The organism is Ideonella alba, assembly GCF_018069845.1.
Lineage (GTDB): Bacteria > Pseudomonadota > Gammaproteobacteria > Burkholderiales > Burkholderiaceae_C > Ideonella > Ideonella alba.
This window is the reverse complement of record NZ_JAGQDD010000020.1, coordinates 1-19,131: the sequence shown is the minus strand read 5'-3', so window position 1 is coordinate 19,131 and position 19,131 is coordinate 1. Positions and strand designations below refer to the sequence as shown.

At 70.2% G+C, this 19,131-nt stretch carries 23 protein-coding genes; 4 read left to right on the top strand and 19 right to left on the bottom strand.

The window, feature by feature from the left end; all coding sequences use genetic code 11:
• Nucleotides 1-70: 70 nt before the first annotated feature.
• The 8 genes from KAK03_RS20290 to rpsP all read right to left on the bottom strand — a co-directional run bounded on the left by KAK03_RS20290 (nt 71) and on the right by rpsP (nt 5,660).
• A complete protein-coding gene (locus tag KAK03_RS20290; protein WP_210856523.1) occupies nt 71-1,060 on the bottom strand; it encodes a CobD/CbiB family protein in 990 nt (329 codons plus the stop codon).
• 28 nt (nt 1,061-1,088) lie between these two features.
• A complete protein-coding gene (locus tag KAK03_RS20285; RefSeq protein ID WP_210856522.1) occupies nt 1,089-1,814 on the bottom strand; it encodes a CoA pyrophosphatase in 726 nt (241 codons plus the stop codon).
• Between the two features lie 28 nt (nt 1,815-1,842).
• Nucleotides 1,843-2,130, bottom strand: coding sequence for a hypothetical protein (locus KAK03_RS20280; protein ID WP_210856521.1), 288 nt, complete (start codon nt 2,128-2,130; stop codon nt 1,843-1,845).
• Between the two features lie 21 nt (nt 2,131-2,151).
• Complete coding sequence (locus KAK03_RS20275) at nt 2,152-3,399, bottom strand: ammonium transporter (protein WP_210856520.1); 1,248 nt, start codon at nt 3,397-3,399, stop codon at nt 2,152-2,154.
• Between the two features lie 126 nt (nt 3,400-3,525).
• On the bottom strand, nt 3,526-3,879 hold the full coding sequence (gene rplS, locus KAK03_RS20270) for a 50S ribosomal protein L19 (RefSeq protein ID WP_210803402.1): 354 nt from the start codon (nt 3,877-3,879) through the stop codon (nt 3,526-3,528).
• A 99-nt stretch (nt 3,880-3,978) separates the two neighbouring features.
• Nucleotides 3,979-4,755 (bottom strand): tRNA (guanosine(37)-N1)-methyltransferase TrmD, encoded by a 777-nt coding sequence (gene trmD, locus KAK03_RS20265; protein ID WP_210856519.1) that lies wholly within the window; start codon nt 4,753-4,755, stop codon nt 3,979-3,981.
• Nucleotides 4,756-4,765: 10 nt separating this feature from the next.
• Complete coding sequence (rimM, locus tag KAK03_RS20260; RefSeq protein ID WP_210856518.1) at nt 4,766-5,371, bottom strand: ribosome maturation factor RimM; 606 nt, start codon at nt 5,369-5,371, stop codon at nt 4,766-4,768.
• A gap of 28 nt (nt 5,372-5,399) precedes the next feature.
• On the bottom strand, nt 5,400-5,660 hold the full coding sequence (rpsP, locus tag KAK03_RS20255) for a 30S ribosomal protein S16 (protein WP_210856517.1): 261 nt from the start codon (nt 5,658-5,660) through the stop codon (nt 5,400-5,402).
• 228 nt (nt 5,661-5,888) lie between these two features.
• On the opposite strand from rpsP, the gene KAK03_RS20250 reads away from it, so the two are divergent.
• Entirely contained in the window at nt 5,889-6,422 is a 534-nt protein-coding gene (locus KAK03_RS20250; protein ID WP_210856516.1) for a GNAT family N-acetyltransferase, read from the top strand.
• Nucleotides 6,423-6,479: 57 nt separating this feature from the next.
• Here KAK03_RS20250 and KAK03_RS20245 read toward each other — a convergent pair whose 3' ends face one another.
• The 10 genes from KAK03_RS20245 to murJ all read right to left on the bottom strand — a co-directional run bounded on the left by KAK03_RS20245 (nt 6,480) and on the right by murJ (nt 15,684).
• Nucleotides 6,480-7,490, bottom strand: a complete 1,011-nt coding sequence (locus KAK03_RS20245; RefSeq protein ID WP_210856515.1) for an inorganic phosphate transporter — start codon at nt 7,488-7,490, stop codon at nt 6,480-6,482.
• Between the two features lie 22 nt (nt 7,491-7,512).
• Nucleotides 7,513-8,160 (bottom strand): DUF47 domain-containing protein, encoded by a 648-nt coding sequence (locus tag KAK03_RS20240; RefSeq protein ID WP_210856514.1) that lies wholly within the window; start codon nt 8,158-8,160, stop codon nt 7,513-7,515.
• A gap of 93 nt (nt 8,161-8,253) precedes the next feature.
• The gene (locus KAK03_RS20235) at nt 8,254-8,616 is read right to left on the bottom strand and encodes a DMT family protein (protein WP_210856513.1); all 363 of its coding nucleotides are present in this window, start codon (nt 8,614-8,616) and stop codon (nt 8,254-8,256) included.
• Nucleotides 8,617-8,626: 10 nt separating this feature from the next.
• Complete coding sequence (gene folK, locus KAK03_RS20230; RefSeq protein WP_375140992.1) at nt 8,627-9,109, bottom strand: 2-amino-4-hydroxy-6-hydroxymethyldihydropteridine diphosphokinase; 483 nt, start codon at nt 9,107-9,109, stop codon at nt 8,627-8,629.
• Nucleotides 9,106-10,710, bottom strand: coding sequence for a polynucleotide adenylyltransferase PcnB (gene pcnB / locus KAK03_RS20225; protein WP_210856511.1), 1,605 nt, complete (start codon nt 10,708-10,710; stop codon nt 9,106-9,108). Before pcnB ends, folK begins: the two co-directional genes overlap by 4 nt.
• Nucleotides 10,707-11,381, bottom strand: coding sequence for a histidinol-phosphatase (locus tag KAK03_RS20220; protein WP_210856510.1), 675 nt, complete (start codon nt 11,379-11,381; stop codon nt 10,707-10,709). Before KAK03_RS20220 ends, pcnB begins: the two co-directional genes overlap by 4 nt.
• Nucleotides 11,378-12,052, bottom strand: a complete 675-nt coding sequence (gene hda, locus KAK03_RS20215) for a DnaA regulatory inactivator Hda (RefSeq protein WP_210856509.1) — start codon at nt 12,050-12,052, stop codon at nt 11,378-11,380. Before hda ends, KAK03_RS20220 begins: the two co-directional genes overlap by 4 nt.
• Nucleotides 12,049-13,110 (bottom strand): AI-2E family transporter, encoded by a 1,062-nt coding sequence (locus KAK03_RS20210; RefSeq protein WP_210856508.1) that lies wholly within the window; start codon nt 13,108-13,110, stop codon nt 12,049-12,051. Before KAK03_RS20210 ends, hda begins: the two co-directional genes overlap by 4 nt.
• 151 nt (nt 13,111-13,261) lie before the next feature.
• Nucleotides 13,262-14,122: a SirB1 family protein gene (locus tag KAK03_RS20205; protein WP_210856507.1), complete on the bottom strand. Its 861-nt coding sequence runs from the start codon at nt 14,120-14,122 to the stop codon at nt 13,262-13,264.
• Nucleotides 14,123-14,127: 5 nt separating this feature from the next.
• The gene (murJ, locus tag KAK03_RS20200) at nt 14,128-15,684 is read right to left on the bottom strand and encodes a murein biosynthesis integral membrane protein MurJ (RefSeq protein WP_210856506.1); all 1,557 of its coding nucleotides are present in this window, start codon (nt 15,682-15,684) and stop codon (nt 14,128-14,130) included.
• 142 nt (nt 15,685-15,826) lie between these two features.
• Here murJ and rpsT point away from each other — a divergent pair, with 142 nt between their 5' ends.
• On the top strand, nt 15,827-16,123 hold the full coding sequence (gene rpsT / locus KAK03_RS20195; RefSeq protein WP_210803417.1) for a 30S ribosomal protein S20: 297 nt from the start codon (nt 15,827-15,829) through the stop codon (nt 16,121-16,123).
• 227 nt (nt 16,124-16,350) lie between these two features.
• Here rpsT and KAK03_RS20190 read toward each other — a convergent pair whose 3' ends face one another.
• Nucleotides 16,351-16,674, bottom strand: coding sequence for a DUF3579 domain-containing protein (locus tag KAK03_RS20190; protein ID WP_210856505.1), 324 nt, complete (start codon nt 16,672-16,674; stop codon nt 16,351-16,353).
• 284 nt (nt 16,675-16,958) lie between these two features.
• On the opposite strand from KAK03_RS20190, the gene KAK03_RS20185 reads away from it, so the two are divergent.
• Together KAK03_RS20185 and argF are read left to right on the top strand one after the other, a co-directional pair.
• Entirely contained in the window at nt 16,959-18,149 is a 1,191-nt protein-coding gene (locus KAK03_RS20185; protein ID WP_210856504.1) for an aspartate aminotransferase family protein, read from the top strand.
• The gene (gene argF / locus KAK03_RS20180; RefSeq protein WP_210856503.1) at nt 18,146-19,108 is read left to right on the top strand and encodes an ornithine carbamoyltransferase; all 963 of its coding nucleotides are present in this window, start codon (nt 18,146-18,148) and stop codon (nt 19,106-19,108) included. The genes KAK03_RS20185 and argF overlap by 4 nt, the downstream gene beginning before the upstream one ends.
• Nucleotides 19,109-19,131: the final 23 nt, after the last annotated feature.

Here is a 19,131-nt window from a genome sequence, read left to right as displayed (position 1 = left end):
TGGGCGACCACCTGTTCAGCTTGACCCTGGACAAGCCACGGCGGCACGTGGCCCGCATTCCGCGGGGTTCTCAACCCAGCAGATTGGCCAGCTTCAGCAGCGCCAGCAGCAGCATCCACAGCACCACCGAGCGCCAGACCAGACCGACCAGGCTGCCCAGGTGGCCCAGTTCGGGCGGCAGGCCGGGGGTGGAGCCGGTGGCGTCGGTGGCGTCGGTGTCGCCGCTGGCGAAGGTGCGGCTGCGGTCAGGCGTCACGCCCGGGGCGGCCGCGCCGCCCAGCTGCACGCCCACCGCACCGGCCGCCGCCGCGAGGATGATGCCCTCGTTGGCGTGCTTCCACAGGCCGGCGTCGCGGCGCCAGCCGGCCACCGCATCCTCGAAGTTGCCCACCACCGCGAAGCCGAAGGCGGTGAGGCGGGCCGGCACATGGTCGATCAGGTTGAAGGCGCGCTGGGACAGCTCGCGCAGGTTGTCATTCACCGGCACGCCCAGGTGGTGGCTCTTGAAGGCCCAGTAGCGGCTGCCGAACTCGGCCATGCGGTAGAGCACCGCGCCGGCCGGGCCCAGGCCCAGCGCCGCCAGCACCACGTAGCAGAAGAACACGCCGAAGACATGGCGGTGCGCGGCCAGCAGTGCGTGTTCCAGCACGTGGCGCAGCAGTTCGGTGCGCGGCAGCTCGGACGCATCCAGGTGGCGCCATTCGGCCAGCAGGCGGCGGGCGCCGTCCTCGTCGCCCTTCTCCAGCGCCTCGCGGATGTCGGTGAAGTAGTGGCTGAACTGGCGAAAACCCAGCGTCAGGTAGATCACCAGCACATCGAAGGCCAGCGCCAGGAAGAAGCTGATGTAGGTGGCCAGCACCCAGTGCAGCGCCCAGGCCAGCAGGGCCGGCACGATGACCGTCACCACCCAGACGATGCGCGCGTGCTGGGGCTGGCCGGCGTCGAAATTGCGCCCGGTCCAGCCGACCCAGTCGGCCAGCGTGTCATGGACCCAGTTGTCGCGCGGCAGCGGCTTGATCTGCTCAAGCACCAGCGCGAAGAGGACGGCGAAGAAACTCACGCTGGCGATGATACCCAGCGTTGGCGGCTCAATCGTCGGCCAGCAGGTGGTAGAGATTGCGCAGCATCGCGGCTGTGGCGCCCCAGATGAAGAAGCGGTCGGGCTGGCCCGCCGGGTCGGGCGACCAGGGCATGGACAGGAACTCGCGCCAGACGCCGGGCGCCGCCTCGAAGCGGTGGCGCCGGTGGTGCGCCGGGTTCATCAGAAAGGCCAGCGGCACCTCGAAGGCCTCGGCCACCTCGAAGGCGTCCAGCGCCAGCTGGTGGTCCGGGTCGACCAGGCCGACCACCGGCGTCACCACGTAGCGGGTGACCGTGGTGTAGGTGGGCAGGCGGGCGATGACCTCGATCCGCTCGGCGCCCAGGCCCACCTCCTCGTGGGCCTCGCGCAGCGCGGTGGCCACCGCGTCGGCGTCCTCGGGGTCGGTGCGGCCGCCGGGAAAGCTGACCTGGCCGGCATGGTCGTGCAGGTGGGCGGTGCGCTCGGTCAGCAGCACCGACAGCCCGTGCGGCCGCGGCACCAGCGGCACCAGCACCGCGGCGGGCGTGGGTTCGCGGTCGAAGTGCAGGTCGTGGCGGTTGCCGTCGCCCGCGATCGGAGCGACGCGTTCATGGGCGCCCGCCAGGCGCTGGCGCAACAGCGCAGGCTGCAGCCGCGCCGGATCGATCGCCGGCAGATGGGCGTCGGTGGACAGGACCGGGATGGCGCGGGGGTCGCGGATCAGGCGGCTGGGTCGGGTCGGCGGCGCGTTCATGCCCGGCCATGATAGGCGGCTCGCCCCGTCAGCGCAGGCTGCCCACGTAGCGCCGCATCGCCACGCCCAGCGGGCTGCTGGGCGTGGCGGCCGGCCGCACCGGCGCGGCGGGCGGTGGCGGCGGGAACAGGGCCTCGGCCAGGCGGTTGGCGCGCTCGACACAGTCGGCCTGGCCGCTGGCCCGCGCCAGCGCGATGATCTCCTGCGCGTAGGCGGCATCGCGAACCAGCCATTCGACGTCGGTGACGCGGCCGACATGGCGGCGCAGCACCACGTGCAGATGGGCCGCCAGGGCCAGCTTCTCGCTCTCCAACATGGGTCACTCCCGGGTCGTGGGTCAGTCGATGCGTTCGCCGTGCTGGGCCAGATCCAGCCCCAGCCGCTCCTGGTCGGGTGTCAGGCGCAGGCCGACCAGGGCGTCGACCAGCCACAGCAGGAACGCGGTGGCGACGCCGCTGTAGAGCAGCGTGGCGCCCGCGGCGGTGGCCTGCGCCGCCAGCGAACCGCTGACGCCGCCCACCAGCGGCTCGGCCAGCACGCCGGTCAGCAGTGCACCGACCAGGCCACCGATGCCGTGCACGCCGAACACGTCCAGCGAGTCGTCCACGCCCAGCAGGCGTTTCAGACCGGTGGCGCCCCACAGGCCCGCCAGACCCGCCACCGCGCCGATCAGCACCGCGTTGCCGGGGCCGACGAAGCCCGAGGCCGGCGTCACCGCGACCAGGCCGGCCACCACGCCGCTGCACAGGCCCAGCAGCGTGGGCGTGCGGCGCAGCGTCCATTCGGCCAGCATCCAGCCCAGCGCGCCGGCGGCCCCGGCCAGTTGCGTGGCCAGCATGGCCATGGCGGCGCGGGCATCGGCGGCCCCGGCCGAGCCGGCATTGAAGCCGATCCAGCCCACCCACAGCAGCGCCGCGCCGGTCATCGTCTGGCCCAGGTGCGAGGGGGTCAGGGCCTCGCGCCCCCAACCCTGGCGCGGGCCCAGCCACCAGGCCGCCACCAGGCCGGCCACGCCGGCGTTGAGGTGGACCACGGTGCCACCGGCGAAGTCCAGTGCGCCGCGCTGCGCCAGCCAGCCCTCGGGCGACCAGACCCAGTGGGCCAGCGGCGCATAGACGCCCAGCGACCACAGTGCGCTGAACCACAACAGGGCGGCGAAGCGCATGCGTTCGGCCACCGCGCCCACGATCAGTGCGGGCGTGATGACGGCAAAGCTGAGCTGGAACATCGCGAACACCGCCTCGGGCACCGAGGGCATCAGCGGGTGCACGCTGGCCAGGCCCTGTGGCTTGTCCACGCGCAGGCTGGCCATCCAGGGGTGGCGCCAGTCGCCGATCCACCCATCACCAGGGCCGAAGGCCAGGCTGTAGCCGATGGCGAACCACAGCAGGCTCACCAGGGCGGCGATGGCCAGCACCTGCGCCAGGGTGCCCAGCACGTTCTTGCGCCGCACCATGCCGGCGTAGAACAGCGCCAGGCCTGGCAGGCTCATCAGCAGCACCAGCGTGGTGGCGCTGATCATCCAGGCGGTGTCGCCGGCGCTGAGTTGCGCGACCGGCACCAGGGCTGGCAAAGGGGTGGCCATCGACGTCCTCTTGTTCTGTACTGCCCCCAGGACTCAGCAAGAACCCTGCCCAGCAGCGCCGCGCCGGGACGAAAAAAAACCGCCCCGGTGGGGCGGCTTTCTTGGGGGCAGGCGCGAGGCCGGCGATCAGGACAGCTTTTCCTTGATGCGCGCCGACTTGCCCGAGCGCTGGCGCAGGTAGTACAGCTTGGCGCGGCGGACGTCACCGCGGCGCTTGACTTCGATCGAGGCGATCAGCGGGCTGTAGAGCTGGAAGGTCCGCTCGACGCCTTCGCCGCTGGAGATCTTGCGCACGATGAAGCTGCTGTTGAGGCCGCGGTTGCGCTTGGCGATCACGACGCCTTCGTAGGCCTGCACGCGCTTGCGGGTGCCTTCGACGACGTTGACGCTGACGATCACGGTGTCGCCGGGGGCAAAGGCCGGGATGGTCTTGCCAAGACGAGCAATTTCTTCCTGCTCGAGGGTCTGGATCAGGTTCACTGACTTCTCCGAAGTGATCGTGCCGGGGCTGGTTGAAAGATGGTGCATCCCTGGCGGTGCATGGATGCGTCCCTCGGCAGAGGATCGAAAAGCCGCTGATTATAGCGCGGCGTTGCCCTGGGCGCCAAGCGCAGCCAGGAAGCGCTCATCGGCCGCGCTGAGGCGGCCCGCCGCCCGGGCGGCAGCGATCAGGTCGGGGCGACGGCGCGCGGTGAGTTCCAGCGAGCGCTCGCGGCGCCAGCGCTCGATCTGCGCATGGTGGCCGGACAGCAGCACGGGCGGCACCGGCTGGGCGGCCTCGCCCTCAGCGGGCGTCCAGACCTCGGGGCGGCTGTAGTGCGGGCAGTCGAGCAGGCCGTCCTCGAAGCTGTCCTGCTGGTGCGAGCGGGCGTCGGCCAGCACGCCCTCCTGCAGACGCGCGATGCCGTCCAGCAGCGCCAGCGCGGGCAGTTCGCCCCCGGACAGCACGAAGTCGCCCAGGCTCAGTTCCAGGTCGACATGGCGGTCAAGCAGGCGCTGGTCGATCCCTTCGTAGCGGCCGCACAGCAGCAGCGCGCCAGGGCCGCCGGCCATCTCGCGCAGCAGGGCCTGGTCGATGCGTCGGCCGGTGGGGCTGAAGTGGATCACCGGCGCGGGGGCGGCGCGGTCGGCGCGCACCGCGGCCAGCGCGCGCTCCAGCGGCTCGGCGAGCATCACCATGCCGGGGCCGCCGCCGTAGGGACGGTCATCGACGCGGCGGTAGTTGTCGTCGGCGAAATCGCGCAGCGGCCAGCAGCGCACGTCCACCTGGCCCGACTCGAAGGCGCGCCGGGTCACGCCCTGCGTGAGAAAGGGCGTGAACAGCTCGGGAAACAGCGTGATGACGTCGAAGCGCATGGCCCGATCGTCAATAGTCCAGGCCCCAGTCGACGAGCAGGCACCGGCCCGGCAGGTCCACCTCGTCGACATAGGCGGCCACGAAGGGGATCAGGCGCTCGGCCTCGTCGGGCGGCGCATCAGCGGCCGCGTCGGGGCGACGCACGCGCAGCACGCAGTGGGCCCCGGTTTCAAGCAGGTCGGTGACGGTGCCGAGCACCGCCCCCTCGCGGTTGAGCACCTGCAGGCCGATCAGGTCGACCCAGTAGAACTCGTCGGGGTCGGCGGTGGGAAAGCTCTGGCGCGAGACGAACACCCGGGCGCCCTTGAGCGCCTCAGCGGCGTTGCGGTCGGGGATGTCCTGGGCGGTGGCCACGACCACCTCGCCATGTTCCTTGGCGCTGGTGATCTTCAGCAGCGCCGGCAGCGGCGCCGGCTTGGCGGCGCGCACCGCGGCGACACCCTTGCCGGGCGCCGCGTCCGCCGGTTGCAGGAACCAGCGGCGGGAGGAAAACAGGGCCTGGGGATCGGCGGAAAAAGGCTGGACCTTGAACCCGCCCTTGATGCCCCAGGCGTCGATGATGCGGCCGACCTCGACCGCGTCATCGGGCCAGCTCACCGCATCAGGCGACGTCATGCGCGGATGGGTGGGCCGGCCGGGCCGGTCAGGCGGCCGGGGCGACCTTGGCCTTGGCCTGGGCGATCAGGCGCGAGACGGTGTCCGACGGCTGGGCGCCGACGCCGACCCAGTAGGTCACGCGGTCCTGAGCCACGCGCAGGGCTTCTTCGCCCTCGGAGGCCACCGGGTTGTAGAAGCCCAGCTTCTCGATGAAGCGGCCATCACGGCGCTCGCGCGAGTCGGCGACGACGATGTTGTAGAAGGGGCGCTTCTTGGAGCCACCGCGGGCCAGACGAATCACGACCATGTTGTCGTTCCTTGATGTTCAGTTCGTGTGGACCGCCGCGCCTGGGAGACACCGCCTGGATTGGCTGATCCGGTTGCCCGGGCCTGATGTGCAGATGTACGTCAGACCCGAACGCTGCTCCAGCCCCGTAGATACGCCTGCTCGGTGACCACGCTCCGTGGGTACCGTCAAGCCGGTGCTGGAAAACATGGGATTATAGGGTCTGTACAGCGAACCTGACAAACCGAGATGCCCGAGCTGCTCATCCGCCCCAGCACCGATGCCGACCTGCCGGCCATCACCGCGATCTATGGCCAGGCCGTGCTGCACGGCACCGGCACCTTCGAACTGGAGCCGCCCGACCTGGCCGAGATGGGCCGCCGCCGCGCCGACGTGCTGGGCAAGCAGCTGCCCTGGCTGGTGGCCGCAGGCGCCGACGGCGCGTTGCTGGGCTATGCCTACGCCAACCATTTCCGGCCGCGCCTGGCCTACCGCTTCTGCCTGGAGGACTCGATCTACCTGGCTCCCGAGGCCCAGGGCCGTGGCGTGGGCACCGCCCTGCTGGCCGAACTGGTGGGCCAGTGCGAGGCGCGTGGCGCCCGCCAGATGCTGGCGGTGATCGGCGACAGCGCGAATGCCGGCTCGATCGGCGTGCACCGGCGGCTGGGTTTCGAGCACACCGGCGTGCTCAAGGCCTCGGGCTGGAAGTTCGGCCGCTGGCTGGACGTGGTGCTGATGCAACGCGCGCTGGGTGTGGGCGACACGCTGCCGGCGGCCGACTGAGGGCCAGACACGACACAGGGCCCCGCAAGGCCCTGTCTGTGCGCCGAACCGCGTGGCTCAGAACAGCATCGTGCTGATCCAGTAGAACACGCCGGCCACGAAGGCCGCCGCCGGGATCGTGAAGATCCAGGCCCAGACGATGTTGCCGGCCAGGCCCCAGCGCACCGCCGACGGGTTGCGCACCGAGCCCACGCCCAGGATGGCGCCGGTGATCGTGTGGGTGGTCGACACCGGGATGCCCAGCGAAGTGGCCAGGAACAGCGTCAGCGCGCCGCCGGTCTCGGCACAGAAGCCGCCCACCGGCTTGAGCTTGGTCAGGCGCTGGCCCATGGTCTTGACGATGCGCCAGCCGCCGAACATCGTGCCCAGGCCGATCGCCATGTAGCACGACCAGATCACCCAGTCGGGCGGTGCCGTGTCGGAGGCGGCCACGTAGCCCGAGGCCACCAGCAGCATCCAGATGATGCCGATGGTCTTCTGCGCGTCGTTGCCGCCATGGCCCAGCGAATACAGGCCGGCCGAGACCAGCTGGAAACGCCGGAACCAGCGGTCCACGCGCATCGGCGCGGTGCGCCGGAACACCCAGGACACGCCCACCATCATCAGCGAGCCCAGCACGAAGCCCAGGGCCGGCGAGATGAAGATGAAGACCACCGTCTTGGCGATGCCGGCGCCGATCAGCTTGCCCAGGCCCGCCTTGGTGATGACCGCACCGATGATGCCGCCGATCAGCGCGTGCGAGCTGGACGAGGGGATGCCGTACCACCAGGTGATGATGTTCCAGGTGATGGCGCCGATCAGCGCGCCGAAGACCACATGCTGGTCGACCACGCCAGGCTCGACGATGCCCTTGCCAATGGTCTTGGCCACGCTGAGGTGGAAGACCGAGATGGCGATGACGTTGAAGAAGGCGGCGAACAGCACCGCCTGCTGCGGCTTGAGCACACCGGTGGAGACGACGGTGGCGATCGAGTTCGCCGCGTCGTGGAAACCGTTCATGAAGTCGAAGGCCAGGGCCAGGGCCACCAGCACGACGACGAACCAGAACGCGATCTGGGCTGCTTCCATGAGAAGTCCGGGCCGCGGCCGCTCAGGAGTTCTCGAGGACGACGCCCTCGATCAGGTTGGCGACATCCTCGCAGCGGTCGGAGATCGACTCCATGTGCTCGTAGATGGCCTTCAGCTTGATCAGCTCCTTGACGTCGATGTCGTCGCGGAAGAGCTTGGACATGGCGCTGCGCATCACCCGGTCGGCGTCGCTTTCCAGGCGGTCGATCTCCTCGCAGGTCTTGAGCGCGGCCTCGGCCACCTCGGGCTGCGACAGCTTGGGCAGCAGCGAGACCGCATGCTGCACGCGCTCGCAGCACTTCAGCGAGATGTCACCCAGGCGGATCACGTCCTCGTTGACGTTCTGCACGTTGTACAGCGCCATCACCTCGGAGGAGTCCTGCAGCAGGTCGAGGATGTCGTCCATCGCGTTGATCAGGCCGTGGATCTGCTCGCGGTCGATCGGCGTGATGAAGCTGCGGTGCAGCAGGCGGTTGACCTCGGCCGTGACCTTGTCGGCGGCGCGCTCGGCGTTGTCCACCTCGGCGGCGTACTTCTCACGCAGGTCGGGCGTGCTGTAGTACTGGATCATCGACGTGAAGGAGCGGGCCCCCTCGGCGATGTATTTGCCATGCTCGTTGAAGAGTTCGAAAAAGTTGCCTTCCTTGGGCAACAGCTTGCCGAAGAACATCGGGGTCTCCTCTGGCCCGGTGCGGGCGCAAAAAGGGGCGGTGACCGTCACACTGCGGTCATCGCCCTGTCATATCCGCATTCTAGCGGGCGCTCAGGACCGGAAGATGAAGTACACCGCGCCCAGCAGGCACAGCCCGGCCCACAGGTAGTCCAGTTTCAGCGGCTGCCCCATGTAGAACACCGCGAAAGGCACGAAGACCGCCAGGGTGATCACCTCCTGGGCGATCTTCAGCTGCGCCAGGCTGTAGCCGCCGCCGTAGCCGATGCGGTTGGCCGGCACCTGCAGCAGGTACTCGAAGAGCGCGATGCCCCAGCTGACCAGGGCGGCCACGTACCAGGCCTGGCCGGCCTGATGGCGCAGGTGGCCATACCACGCCACGGTCATGAACAGGTTGGACAGGGTGAGCAGGCCAAAGGTCTGCACCCACAGCGGCAGGCTGGTCAGCCAGGTCATGCCAGGGCCCTCACAGGGGTTCGAGACGCTGATCGGCCACGGCCGCCAGCAGCGTGGGCCAGTCGCCCTGCGCCAGCGCCAGTTCCGGCGCCAGCTGGGCCAGCGGGCGCAGCACGAAGGCGCGCTGGTGCATCCGCGGGTGCGGCAGCGTCAGCACCGGGTCGTCCTGCACCAACTGGCCGTAGAGCAGCAGGTCCAGGTCCAGGGTGCGCGGCGCGTTGCGGTAGGGTCGTTCGCGGCCGTGGCGCTGCTCGATGTCCTGCAGCACCGCCAGCAGCGCGCGCGGCGCCAGCGCGGTGCGCACGCGACCCACGGCGTTGACGTAGTCGGGGCCGCCGGCATCGACCGGCGCGCTGCGCCACAGGCCCGACAGGCCGTCGCCCTCGACCCCCGCCACCGTGGTCAGAGCCTGCCAGGCCAGCCGCAGCGTGCCCTGGGCATCGCCCAGGTTGGCACCCAGCCCGATGTAGGCCAGCTCGGTCACGACGCTCAGGCCGCGGCGGGCGGCGCGCCCTCGCCCCCGCCCGAGGGCTTGCGGCGGCGGCGCCGGCGGCGCTTGCGCGCCGGGGCGGCGTCACCGCCCTCGTCGGGGCCATCGCCGGCGTCCGGGCCGCCCTCCGCGCCGGCCTCAGGGCCGTCGTCATCGGCGTCGGCCTCGCGCGGGGCCTGGGCAGTGGCCGCTGGCGCCCGGGCCGGCTTGGGCGCGCGGCGCGGCTTGTGCTGGCTGTCGCGCACCGCTTCCAGCAGGGCCTCGCGGTCCTCCGGGCTGCCCAGCGAGAAATCCTCCCACCACTCGGCCAGCTCGGCCGGGATCTCACCCACGTCGGCGCGCAGGCGCAGGAAATCGAAGCCGGCGCGGAAACGCGGCTGCTCGACCAGGCCGAAGGCGCCGTTGGGCGTGCGGCGCTCGAAGCGCGGCTGCATCATCCAGATGTCGCGCATGTCGGCGGCCAGCTTGCCGCGGCCGGAGATGTCGCCGATGCGGGCGTCGAAGACCGCGTCGATCGCCTGCTGCAGCGCCGGCGACGGGTGCTCGCCGGCGGCGCGGCGCTCGGCCCAGCCGGCCTGCACGTCGTGCCACAGCATGCAGGCCAGCATGAAGCTGGGCGCCACCGCCTTGCCCTCGCCCACCCGGCGGTCGGTGTCGGCCAGCGCCAGCTGGATGAACTTCTGGCGCGCGCTGCCGGCCGGGGCGTTGAGCAGCGCAGCATCCAGGATCGGGAAGACACCCCGGCCCAGGCCCTGGGCCTGGATCTGCTCCAGACTGGCCAGCGCGTGGCCGGTCTGCAGCAGCTTGATCATCTCGTCGAACATGCGCGAGGCCGGCACGTTGGCGAGCAGCGGGATGGCGGCGGCGATCGCCTTGTGCGTCTTGGGCTCGATCTTGAAGCCCAGCTTGGCGGCAAAGCGCACCACGCGCAGGATGCGCACCGGGTCTTCGCGGTAGCGGGTGGCCGGGTCGCCGATCATGCGCAGCGTCTGCGCACGCACGTCCTTGAAGCCATGGTGGTAGTCGACCACCAGCTGACGCCTCGGGTCGTAGTACATCGCGTTGACGGTGAAGTCGCGGCGCGCGGCGTCCTCGATCTGCGGGCCCCAGACGTTGTCGCGCAGCACGCGGCCGTCGGCATCGACGACGTGGCTCTTGTTCTCGATCTCCTTCTTGGAGGTCTTCTCATTGCCGGCCACCTGCTCGGCGGCGCTGGCGTCCATGTAGGCGCGGAAGGTGGAGACCTCGATCACCTCGTGGTCGCGGCCGCGGCCATGGATCACGTGGACGATGCGAAAGCGCCGGCCGATGATGAAGGCGCGGCGGAACAGGCCCTTGACCTGCTCGGGCGTGGCGTTGGTGGCGACGTCGAAGTCCTTGGGGCGGCGGCCCACCAGCAGGTCGCGCACCGCGCCACCGACGATGTAGGCCTCGTGGCCCGCGTCCTGCAGCGTGGTGACCACGCGCACCGCGCGCTCGTCGAGCAGCGAGGGGTCGATGCCATGCTCGGACGCCGGGATCTCCAGGCGCTTGCCCAGCGGGATGCCGGCGGGCTGCGGCGCTGCGGGCTTGCCCAGCAGCTTGTCGATGAATTTGCGGATCATGTCGCGTCGAAGAGGTCGATGATGCGCCAGCCGCGCTCAAGCGCGATCTGACGCAGGGCCGGCGTCGGGTTGGTGGCCACCGGGGTGGGCACCGCCTCGAGCAGCGGCAGGTCGTTGGTGGAGTCGCTGTAGAACAGCACGTCGTCGAAGTCGGCGAAGGACTGGCCCCGGCTGTGCAGCCAGGCCTGGACGCGCGCCACCTTGCCTTCGCGGAAGGTGGGGGTGCCGCGGATGGCGCCGGTGGCGCGGCCGTCGGCGCCGCGCTCCAGTTCCACCGCCAGCAGGGTCTCGACACCGAAGGCCGTGGCGATCGGCCGGGTGACGAATTCGTTGGTGGCGGTGACCACCGCCACCAGGTCGCCGTCCTGCTGGTGGGCGCGCACCAGCTCGATCGCCTCGAAGCGCAGCGCGGGGCCGATCACCTCCTGCATGAAGCGCTCGCGCGCGGCCTCGGCGTCGGCCAGCGGGCGGTGGCGCCAGGCCGAGGTGGCGAAGTCCACGTAGTCGGCCAGCACCAGCGTGCCGGCCTGGTACTGCTCGAAGAACTGCTGATTGCGCGCGCGCCAGGCCTGGCCGTCGGTCCAGCCGATGGCGCACATGAACTCGCCGAAGGCGTGGTCGGAATCGGTGGGCAGCAGGGTGCCATCCAGGTCGAACAGGGCCAGCCTCATGCGGCCACCTCGCCTTCAGTGAGCATCTTCTTGAGCAGGGGAACGGTGACGGCGCGGCGCTCGGCCAGCGAGAAGCGGTCGAGCCGGTGCAGCAGGCTTTTCAGCGAGCCCAGGTCGCGCTCGAAGCGGGTCAGCAGGTAGTCCATCACCTCGTCGGACAGCATCAGGCCACGCGCGTCGGCCTCGCGGCGCAGTACCGCTCGGGTGGCGGCTTCGTCCAGTGGCTGCAGCTCGAACACCGGGCCCCAGCCGAAGCGCGTGCGCAGGTCCTCGCGCAGCGGAAGGTCCACGGGCGGCAGGCGGGCGGCGGCGGCCATCTGCGTGCCATGGGTGGCGGCCTCGACGAAAAGCGTGAAGGCGGCATGCTGGCGCGCCTCGTCCAGGTCCTGGGCGTCGTCGATGACGACCAGGGTCCAGGCCTCGTCGAAGGTCCAGGGCAGCGGTGTGCTGGCGTGGAACCAGGCCACCTGACCGCCCTGCCCCCGCACCCGCGCCGCCCAGGCCGCCAGCAGGTGCGACTTGCCGGTGCCGGCCCGCCCGTGCAGGAACACCGGCGGACCCGGCTGGCGCCACTGGGTCAGCGCATGCAGGGCCACCCCATTGGGCCCGGTCACGAAGTTGTCGAAACCGGGCTCGGGCCCCAGTCCGATGGCCAGCGGGATCTGCTTCATCCGCGGTACAGCTCGCTTTGCAGGTAGGCGGCCAGCACGCGCCGGGCAGCGACCAGGGCCACCGCCGACAGCGGCAGCGCCGCCAGCACGCCCACGAAACCGAACAGCTGGCCGAAGGCCATCAGCGCGAAGATCACCGCCAGCGGGTTCAGGCCGATGCGCTCACCCACCAGGCGCGGCGTCAGCACGAAGCTCTCCAGCATCTGGCCCAGGCCGTAGACCACGGCCACCGCGCCCAGGCCGTACCAGCTGCCGAACTGCAGCACCGCGCTCAGCAGCGCCAGCACCAGGCCCAGGCCGAAGCCCAGGTAGGGAATGAAGACCAGCAGGCCGGTGAACACGCCCACCGGCAGCGCAAGCTCGAAACCGGCCAGCGCCAGCGCACCGGCATACCAGACCGACAGCACCAGCATCACCATCAGCTGGCCGCGCAGGTACTGGCCCAGCAGCTCGTCGCACTCGCCCAGGAAGCTGTCCACCGAGGCACGCATGCGCGGCGGCACCAGCCGGCGCAGCCGCTCCATCATCTGCGGCCAGTCCAGCAGCAGGTAGAACAGCACCAGCGGCACCAGCACCAGGTTGCCCAGCACGGTCAGCACCACGCTGCCGCCCAGGCGCGCCGAGCTGAGCAACGCCGCCAGGCCATCCTCGAGGTTGCCGCCAAGGCCCTTGAGCACCATGTCCTTGATGCCGGCCACATCCAGGCGCACCTCGATGCCCAGCCTGGCCAGCGCCGGCGCCAGCACCTGGTTGGCCCACTCGGCACCGCGCGGGATCTGCTCGCGCAGGATGGGCAGTTCGCGGGCGATGATGGGCACCACCAGCAGCGCCATCGCCAGCACCGACACCACCGCCAGCAGCACCGCCAGCGTGGCCGCCAGCGAACGCGGCCAGCCGCGCCGGGCCAGCGCCTCGGTCAGCGGCTGCAGCGCATAGGCCAGCACCGCCGCGATCAGGAAGGGCATCAGCACGGGCGCGAGCAGCCACAGCAGCACCAGCACGACTGCGGCGATCAGCAGCCAGCTCAGCGACTGTCTCTGGGCGGGGGATAGGTTCATCGGTACAGGGATCGGCGGCACGCGCGTCCCGGCAGGAACGCTGGCGGCGGCGGGGCGGTGCGGGTCACGGTGTCGGGGCCGGCCAGCCGCGCGGCCCGTGGGGGGCGTCCCGCAACACGCTGCGCGATTGTACGGCGACCGTCCACGCCGCTCAGGCGGGGGGGCGTCCGCGCAGCTCGGCCATGCGCTGGCGCAGCAGCTCGGCCTGCGGGCCGTCGGGGCGCTGGTCCAGGCAGGTCTGCAGGTCGACCAGCGCCTCGGCCGGGCGGCCCAGCTCGGCCAGCAGCAGGCCGCGGTCGCGGCGCTCGTCCCAGTCGCCCGGCAACAGCCGCACCAGGCGCTGCTGCACCGCCAGCTGGCGCCGCAGGTCACCCTGGCGTTCATGCACTGACTTGAGGTTGCGCAGCATGCGCGCCAGCACCTCGCGCGGCTCGGCCGCCTGCAGGAACAGGCCCAGCGGCAGCTCGTCATCGCCCGGCAGGCCCAGCTGCTGGCGCCAGGGCTCCAGGCGCTGCGCCAGACGATCGCGCGAGAGCGACTCGCCGGTGAAGGGGTCGACCACCACCTCGCCGGCCGGCAGCCGCAGCTTGACCAGGAAGTGGCCGGGGAACGAGATGCCGCGCGCCGTCAGGCCGATCTGCTGGGCGATCTCGATGTACAGCAGCGCCAGCGAGATGGGAATGCCCAGGCGCGTCTGCAGCACCCGGTGCAGGTAGCTGTTGTCGGCGTGGTGGTAGTCGTTGACGTTGCCGGCAAAGCCCAGTTCGCGGAAGAAGTAGCGGTTGAGCATGCGCAGCCGGTGGGTTGGCGGCGCATCGGCGGGCAGTCGCTGGCGCAGGCGCTGGGCGAGCTGGTCGATCTCGTCGAGCACGCCTTGCACGTCCAGCATCGGGTGGTCGTCCTGGGCCAGCAGGATCGCCGCCTCCAGCAGCGCGACATCGGCCCCTTCCGCCACCAGCGCCGAGAAATAGTCCAGCGGACTGGCCGGCGCGAAGCGCGGCGTCTGGGTCATGGCGCTCAGCCTCGGCGGGCGAACTGCCGCAGGTTCAGCCCCAGCAGGCGCAGCACGCCGAAGTACAGCAGCGCCGCCACCGCCAGCGCACCGAACAGCAGGCCGGCGCGCTGCAGCCAATGCGCCTGCAGCGCCACCCAGTCCAGGCGCCAGGCCACCCAGGCCAGCCAGCCGGCCAGCACCGCCGAGGCCACCATCACCCGCAGGATGAACCCCCCCCAGCCAGGCTCCGGCATGTAGATGCCGCGCGCGCGCAGCCCGCGCAGCAGCCAGGCCGCATTGCCCATCGCCCCCAGGCTGGTGGCCAGCGCCAGGCCGGCGTGCCCCAGCCAGGGCACGAAGGCGGCGTTCATCACCTGGGTGAGCACCAGCACGACGATGGCAATGCGCACCGGCGTGCGGATGTCCTGCTGGGCGTAGAAGCCCGGCGCCAGCACCTTCACGCCGATCAGGCCGATCAGGCCCACGCCGTAGCCCTGCACCGCCAGCGTGCTCATGCGCAGCGCCCGCTCGTCGAAGGCGCCGTGGTGGAACAGCACCGCCATCAGCGGCAGGCCGAACACCAGCATCGCCAGCGCGCAGGGCCAGGCCAGCATCAGCGCCAGACGCAGGCCCCAGTCCAGGTGGCCCGAGTAGCCCTGGGCGTCGCCACGGGCCTTCAGCGCCGACAGACCCGGGGTGAGCACCACGCCCAGCGCCACACCCAGCAGCGCGGTCGGGAACTCCATCAGCCGGTCGGCGTAGGTGAGCCAGGACACCGCCCCCGCCCCCAGGTGCGAGGCGATCTGGCTGTTGATCAGCAGCGAGATCTGCGCCACCGACACGCCCAGCAGCGCCGGCGCCATCTGGGACAGCACGCGGTGCACGCCCGGGTGTTGCCACGCACGCTTCAGGCCCGCCGGTGTCAGGCCGATGTGCGGCAGGCAGCCGATGCGCGCCAGCGCCGGCACCTGCACCGCCATCTGCAGCACCCCGCCCAGGACCACGCCCACCGACAGCGCGTGGATCGGCCGGATGCCGTGACGCTCCAGCAAGGGCGTCAGGCCCCAGGCGCAGGCGATCACCGACAGGTTCAGCAGCACCGGCGTGGCCGCCGGCACCACGAAGCGTTTCCAGGTGTTGAGGATGCCAGCCGCCAGCGCCACCATCGACATGAAGCCGATGTAGGGGAACATCCAGCGGGTCATCAGCACCGCCAGGTCCAGCTCTTCCAGGCCGGCGCCGAACAGCCAGACGATCACCGGCGCCCCGGCCACGCCCACAGCGCAGGTCAGCAGCAGCGCCCACGCCAGCATGGTGGCGACAGCGTCGATCAGGCGGCGCGTGGCCTCGTCGCCGTCGGTCTCGCGGCTGGCGGCCAGAATGGGCACGAAGGCGGCCGAGAAGGCCCCTTCGGCGAACAGCCGCCGCAGCAGGTTGGGAATGCGGAACGCGATGTTGAACGCATCGGTCATCGCGCTGGCGCCGAAGGCGTGCGCCACGAGCTGCTCGCGCACCAGGCCGGTGATGCGCGACAACAGGGTCCAGAGGGAGACGGTGGTGGCCGCCTTGAGCAGGTTCATGCGGTGGGCCGCCCGCTCACGCGGCAGCCATGCCAGGGCACAGCCGACCGATTATAGGGACCCACCGGCGGCCACCTTGCCAGCTGGACCAGGAAAATGCTATACTCGATAGTCTTTATCCACCTGGACCCAATTTCAAGCAATGGCCACTTCCTCCAAAGCCAAGAAGAAGACCGTTCGTCTCGCGTCGGGCCGCAAGCGCGCTCGCCAGGACGTCAACCTGAACGCCGCCAACACCTCGCTGCGTTCGAAGTTCCGCACCTCGATCAAGAACGTGCTCAAGGCCGTCGCCGCCGGCGACAAGGGCCAGGCCACCGACCTGTTCAAGACCGCCCAGAGCGTGATCGACTCGATCGCCGACAAGGGCATCTTCCACAAGAACAAGGCCGCTCGTCACAAGAGCCGCCTGTCCGCCAAGATCAAGGCGCTCGCCGCCTGACAACCCTCTCCAGGTGGAAGACAAAGGCCCCGCACTGCGGGGCCTTTTTCATGGTGGGCCCCGACGTGCGGGGCCCTTGTTCTGTGGCGCCCTGTACCCCATGGCCTGTGGGGTGGGGGCCGCAGGGCGGGGCTGATGTTCTTGGGCAGCGCCAGGCTGAGTTTCCTGGCAGTCGCCACCAGCCCGCCCAAGCCACGCCACGGACTGTGGCATCCGCGGCGCAGGCCTCAGGCCGACGGCGGGTCGGGCAGCAGGCAGGCCTCGGACACCTGCAGGTGGTTGTCCTTGGCAAAGTTCATCACGAAGTCCCAGGCCATGGGTTCGAGGTCGCGCAGCGCCTCGTTGACGATCACGCACTTCACGCCATTGATCACCCGCGGCACGCAGTACGGCGAGTAGCCGATGAAGGCGCCAATGCCGCCCGCGCCGCCCCCCGGGCGGAAGCACGACATCGCACCGGCCAGGCGCTCGGCCCAGTCACTGGGACGGAAGGTCCGTCCTTCCAGCGTGATGCCTTGGATGAAGAACTCGCGGGGCTTGGTGACGGACATGGGCTCAGGAATCGGCGGCAGCGACGAGCGTACGGGAACAAGCTGGCATGGCGCTGTCGCGAGATGCCGTTTGTTTTCAGGATGCGGAAGAGAAGCACGTATTGTGCCCCGATCGTGTTGCAACGCAGCATGCATGGCGACTCCAGTGCGGTCTTTCGGGTTTGTCGCCCTGTTCGGGTGCGGGCTTTAGAATTGCGGTGGGCCGGTGCGTGAAATGAGGCGCTGCCGGCCCTTTTCTTTTCCCGAACCTGTTTCTTTCACCGATTTCGACTGGAGTCCAAGGGATGACCGCCTCGATGCCCCACGTGATGAACACCTATGGCCGGCTGCCGATCGCGCTGTCGCACGGCCGAGGCTGCCGCGTCTGGGACACCGAAGGCCGACGCTACCTCGACGGCCTGGGCGGCATCGCCGTCAACACCCTGGGCCATGCCCACCCCAAGCTGCTGGCGGAGCTGACCGACCAGATGGGTAAGCTCATCCACTGCAGCAACTACTACGAGAACCCGCTGCAGGAGGCGCTGGGCGCCAAGCTGGCGGAACTGTCGGGCCTGTCGGCGGCCTTCTTCTGCTCGACCGGCCTGGAGGCCAACGAGGCCGCGCTGAAGATCGCCCGCAAGGCCGGCCATGACCGTGGCATCGAGCGCCCTGAGGTGATCGTCTTCGAGAAGGCCTTCCATGGCCGCTCGATCGCCACCCTCAGCGCCACCGGCAACCCCAAGGTGCAGGAAGGCTTCGGGCCGCTGGTCGAGGGCTTCATCCGCGTGCCCTTCAACGACATCGAGGCGCTGCGCGCCCACAGCGCCAACCGCAACATCACCGCGGTCTTCCTGGAGACCATCCAGGGTGAAGGCGGCATCAACCCGGCGCGCTGGGACTACCTGCGCGAGGTGCGCGCGCTGTGCGATGCCAACGGCTGGCTGCTGATGCTCGACGAGGTGCAGTGCGGCATCGGCCGCACCGGCAAGTGGTTCGCCCACCAGTGGGCCGGCATCGTCCCCGACGTGATGCCGCTGGCCAAGGGCCTGGGCTCGGGCGTGCCGATCGGCGCCGTGGTCGTCGGACCCAAGGCGCTGAATGTCTTCGGCCCGGGCAATCATGGCACCACCTTCGGCGGCAACCCGCTGTCGATGCGCGCCGGCATCGCCACGCTGAAGATCATGGAAGAAGACGGCGTGATGGCCAATGCCGCCGCGGTGGGCGCCCACCTGAAGTCCGCGCTGCAGCGCGAGTTGGCGGGCGTGGACGGCGTCAAGGAAGTGCGCGGCGAGGGCCTGATGCTGGGCATCGAGCTGACCCGCCCCTGCGGCGCCATCCTGACCCGCGCAATGCAGGCCGGGCTGCTGCTGTCGGTCACCGCCGACACCGTGGTGCGCCTGGTGCCGCCGCTGATCCTGACCCAGGACGAGGCCGACGAAATCGTCGCCCTGCTGGTGCCGGTGATCAAGACCTTCCTGTCCGAGGCCGCGGCATGAAGCCGGGAGACACGCTGATGAAGCACTACCTGCAGTTCAAGGATTTCCGGGCCGAGGAGTACGCCTACCTGTTCGAGCGCGCCCGCATCATCAAGAGCCGCTTCAAGAACTACGAGAAATACCAGCCGCTGGCCGACCGCACGCTGGCGATGATCTTCGAGAAGGCCAGCACCCGCACGCGGGTCAGCTTCGAGGCCGGCATGTACCAGATGGGCGGCTCGGTGGTGCACCTCACGACCGGCGACAGCCAGCTGGGCCGCGCCGAGCCGATCGAGGACAGCGCGCGCGTGATCAGCCGCATGGTCGACATCGTGATGATCCGCACCTACGAGCAGACCAAGATCGAGCGCTTCGCCGCGCACTCGCGGGTGCCGGTGATCAACGGCCTGACCAACGAGTTCCACCCCTGCCAGATCCTGGCCGACCTGTTCACCTACCTGGAGCACCGCGCTCCGGTGGGCGCCCGGGGCTACGACCTGGACAGCCTCAAGGGCAAGGTCGTGACCTGGGTGGGTGATGGCAACAACATGGCCAACACCTGGCTGCAGGCCGCCGAGATCCTGGGCTTCACGGTTCACGTCAGCACGCCCGGCGGCTACGAGGTGGACCCGGCCGTGGCCGGCATCAGCCAGCGCGACTGCTACAAGGTCTTCAAGGACCCGCTGGAAGCCTGCCGTGGTGCCCACCTGGTGACCACCGACGTCTGGACCAGCATGGGCTACGAGGCCGAGAACGAAGCCCGCATCAAGGCCTTCGCCGACTGGTGCGTCGACGCCGACATGATGGCCGTGGCCCAGCCCGACGCCCTGTTCATGCACTGCCTGCCGGCCCACCGCGGCGAGGAGGTCACCGCCGAGGTGATCGACGGGCCGCAGTCGGTGGTCTGGGATGAGGCAGAAAACAGGATGCACGTGCAGAAGGCACTCATGGAGTACCTTCTGCTCGGCCGGATCGGCTGAAGGCCGGGCCGGCGGCCCGCCAG

Bases quoted from the DNA above. Each gene is read 5' to 3' on its own strand.
- KAK03_RS20285 (WP_210856522.1), bottom strand. From the start codon at position 1,814: ATGAACGCGCCGCCGACCCGACCCAGCCGCCTGATCCGCGACCCCCGC.
- KAK03_RS20280 (WP_210856521.1), bottom strand. From the start codon at position 2,130: ATGTTGGAGAGCGAGAAGCTGGCCCTGGCGGCCCATCTGCACGTGGTG.
- KAK03_RS20275 (WP_210856520.1), bottom strand. From the start codon at position 3,399: ATGGCCACCCCTTTGCCAGCCCTGGTGCCGGTCGCGCAACTCAGCGCC.
- trmD (WP_210856519.1), bottom strand. From the start codon at position 4,755: ATGCGCTTCGACGTCATCACGCTGTTTCCCGAGCTGTTCACGCCCTTT.
- rimM (WP_210856518.1), bottom strand. From the start codon at position 5,371: ATGACGTCGCCTGATGCGGTGAGCTGGCCCGATGACGCGGTCGAGGTC.
- rpsP (WP_210856517.1), bottom strand. From the start codon at position 5,660: ATGGTCGTGATTCGTCTGGCCCGCGGTGGCTCCAAGAAGCGCCCCTTC.
- KAK03_RS20250 (WP_210856516.1), top strand. From the start codon at position 5,889: ATGCCCGAGCTGCTCATCCGCCCCAGCACCGATGCCGACCTGCCGGCC.
- KAK03_RS20245 (WP_210856515.1), bottom strand. From the start codon at position 7,490: ATGGAAGCAGCCCAGATCGCGTTCTGGTTCGTCGTCGTGCTGGTGGCC.
- KAK03_RS20240 (WP_210856514.1), bottom strand. From the start codon at position 8,160: ATGTTCTTCGGCAAGCTGTTGCCCAAGGAAGGCAACTTTTTCGAACTC.
- KAK03_RS20235 (WP_210856513.1), bottom strand. From the start codon at position 8,616: ATGACCTGGCTGACCAGCCTGCCGCTGTGGGTGCAGACCTTTGGCCTG.
- pcnB (WP_210856511.1), bottom strand. From the start codon at position 10,710: ATGATCCGCAAATTCATCGACAAGCTGCTGGGCAAGCCCGCAGCGCCG.
- KAK03_RS20220 (WP_210856510.1), bottom strand. From the start codon at position 11,381: ATGAGGCTGGCCCTGTTCGACCTGGATGGCACCCTGCTGCCCACCGAT.
- hda (WP_210856509.1), bottom strand. From the start codon at position 12,052: ATGAAGCAGATCCCGCTGGCCATCGGACTGGGGCCCGAGCCCGGTTTC.
- KAK03_RS20210 (WP_210856508.1), bottom strand. From the start codon at position 13,110: ATGAACCTATCCCCCGCCCAGAGACAGTCGCTGAGCTGGCTGCTGATC.
- KAK03_RS20205 (WP_210856507.1), bottom strand. From the start codon at position 14,122: ATGACCCAGACGCCGCGCTTCGCGCCGGCCAGTCCGCTGGACTATTTC.
- murJ (WP_210856506.1), bottom strand. From the start codon at position 15,684: ATGAACCTGCTCAAGGCGGCCACCACCGTCTCCCTCTGGACCCTGTTG.
- rpsT (WP_210803417.1), top strand. From the start codon at position 15,827: ATGGCCACTTCCTCCAAAGCCAAGAAGAAGACCGTTCGTCTCGCGTCG.
- KAK03_RS20190 (WP_210856505.1), bottom strand. From the start codon at position 16,674: ATGTCCGTCACCAAGCCCCGCGAGTTCTTCATCCAAGGCATCACGCTG.
- KAK03_RS20185 (WP_210856504.1), top strand. From the start codon at position 16,959: ATGACCGCCTCGATGCCCCACGTGATGAACACCTATGGCCGGCTGCCG.
- argF (WP_210856503.1), top strand. From the start codon at position 18,146: ATGAAGCCGGGAGACACGCTGATGAAGCACTACCTGCAGTTCAAGGAT.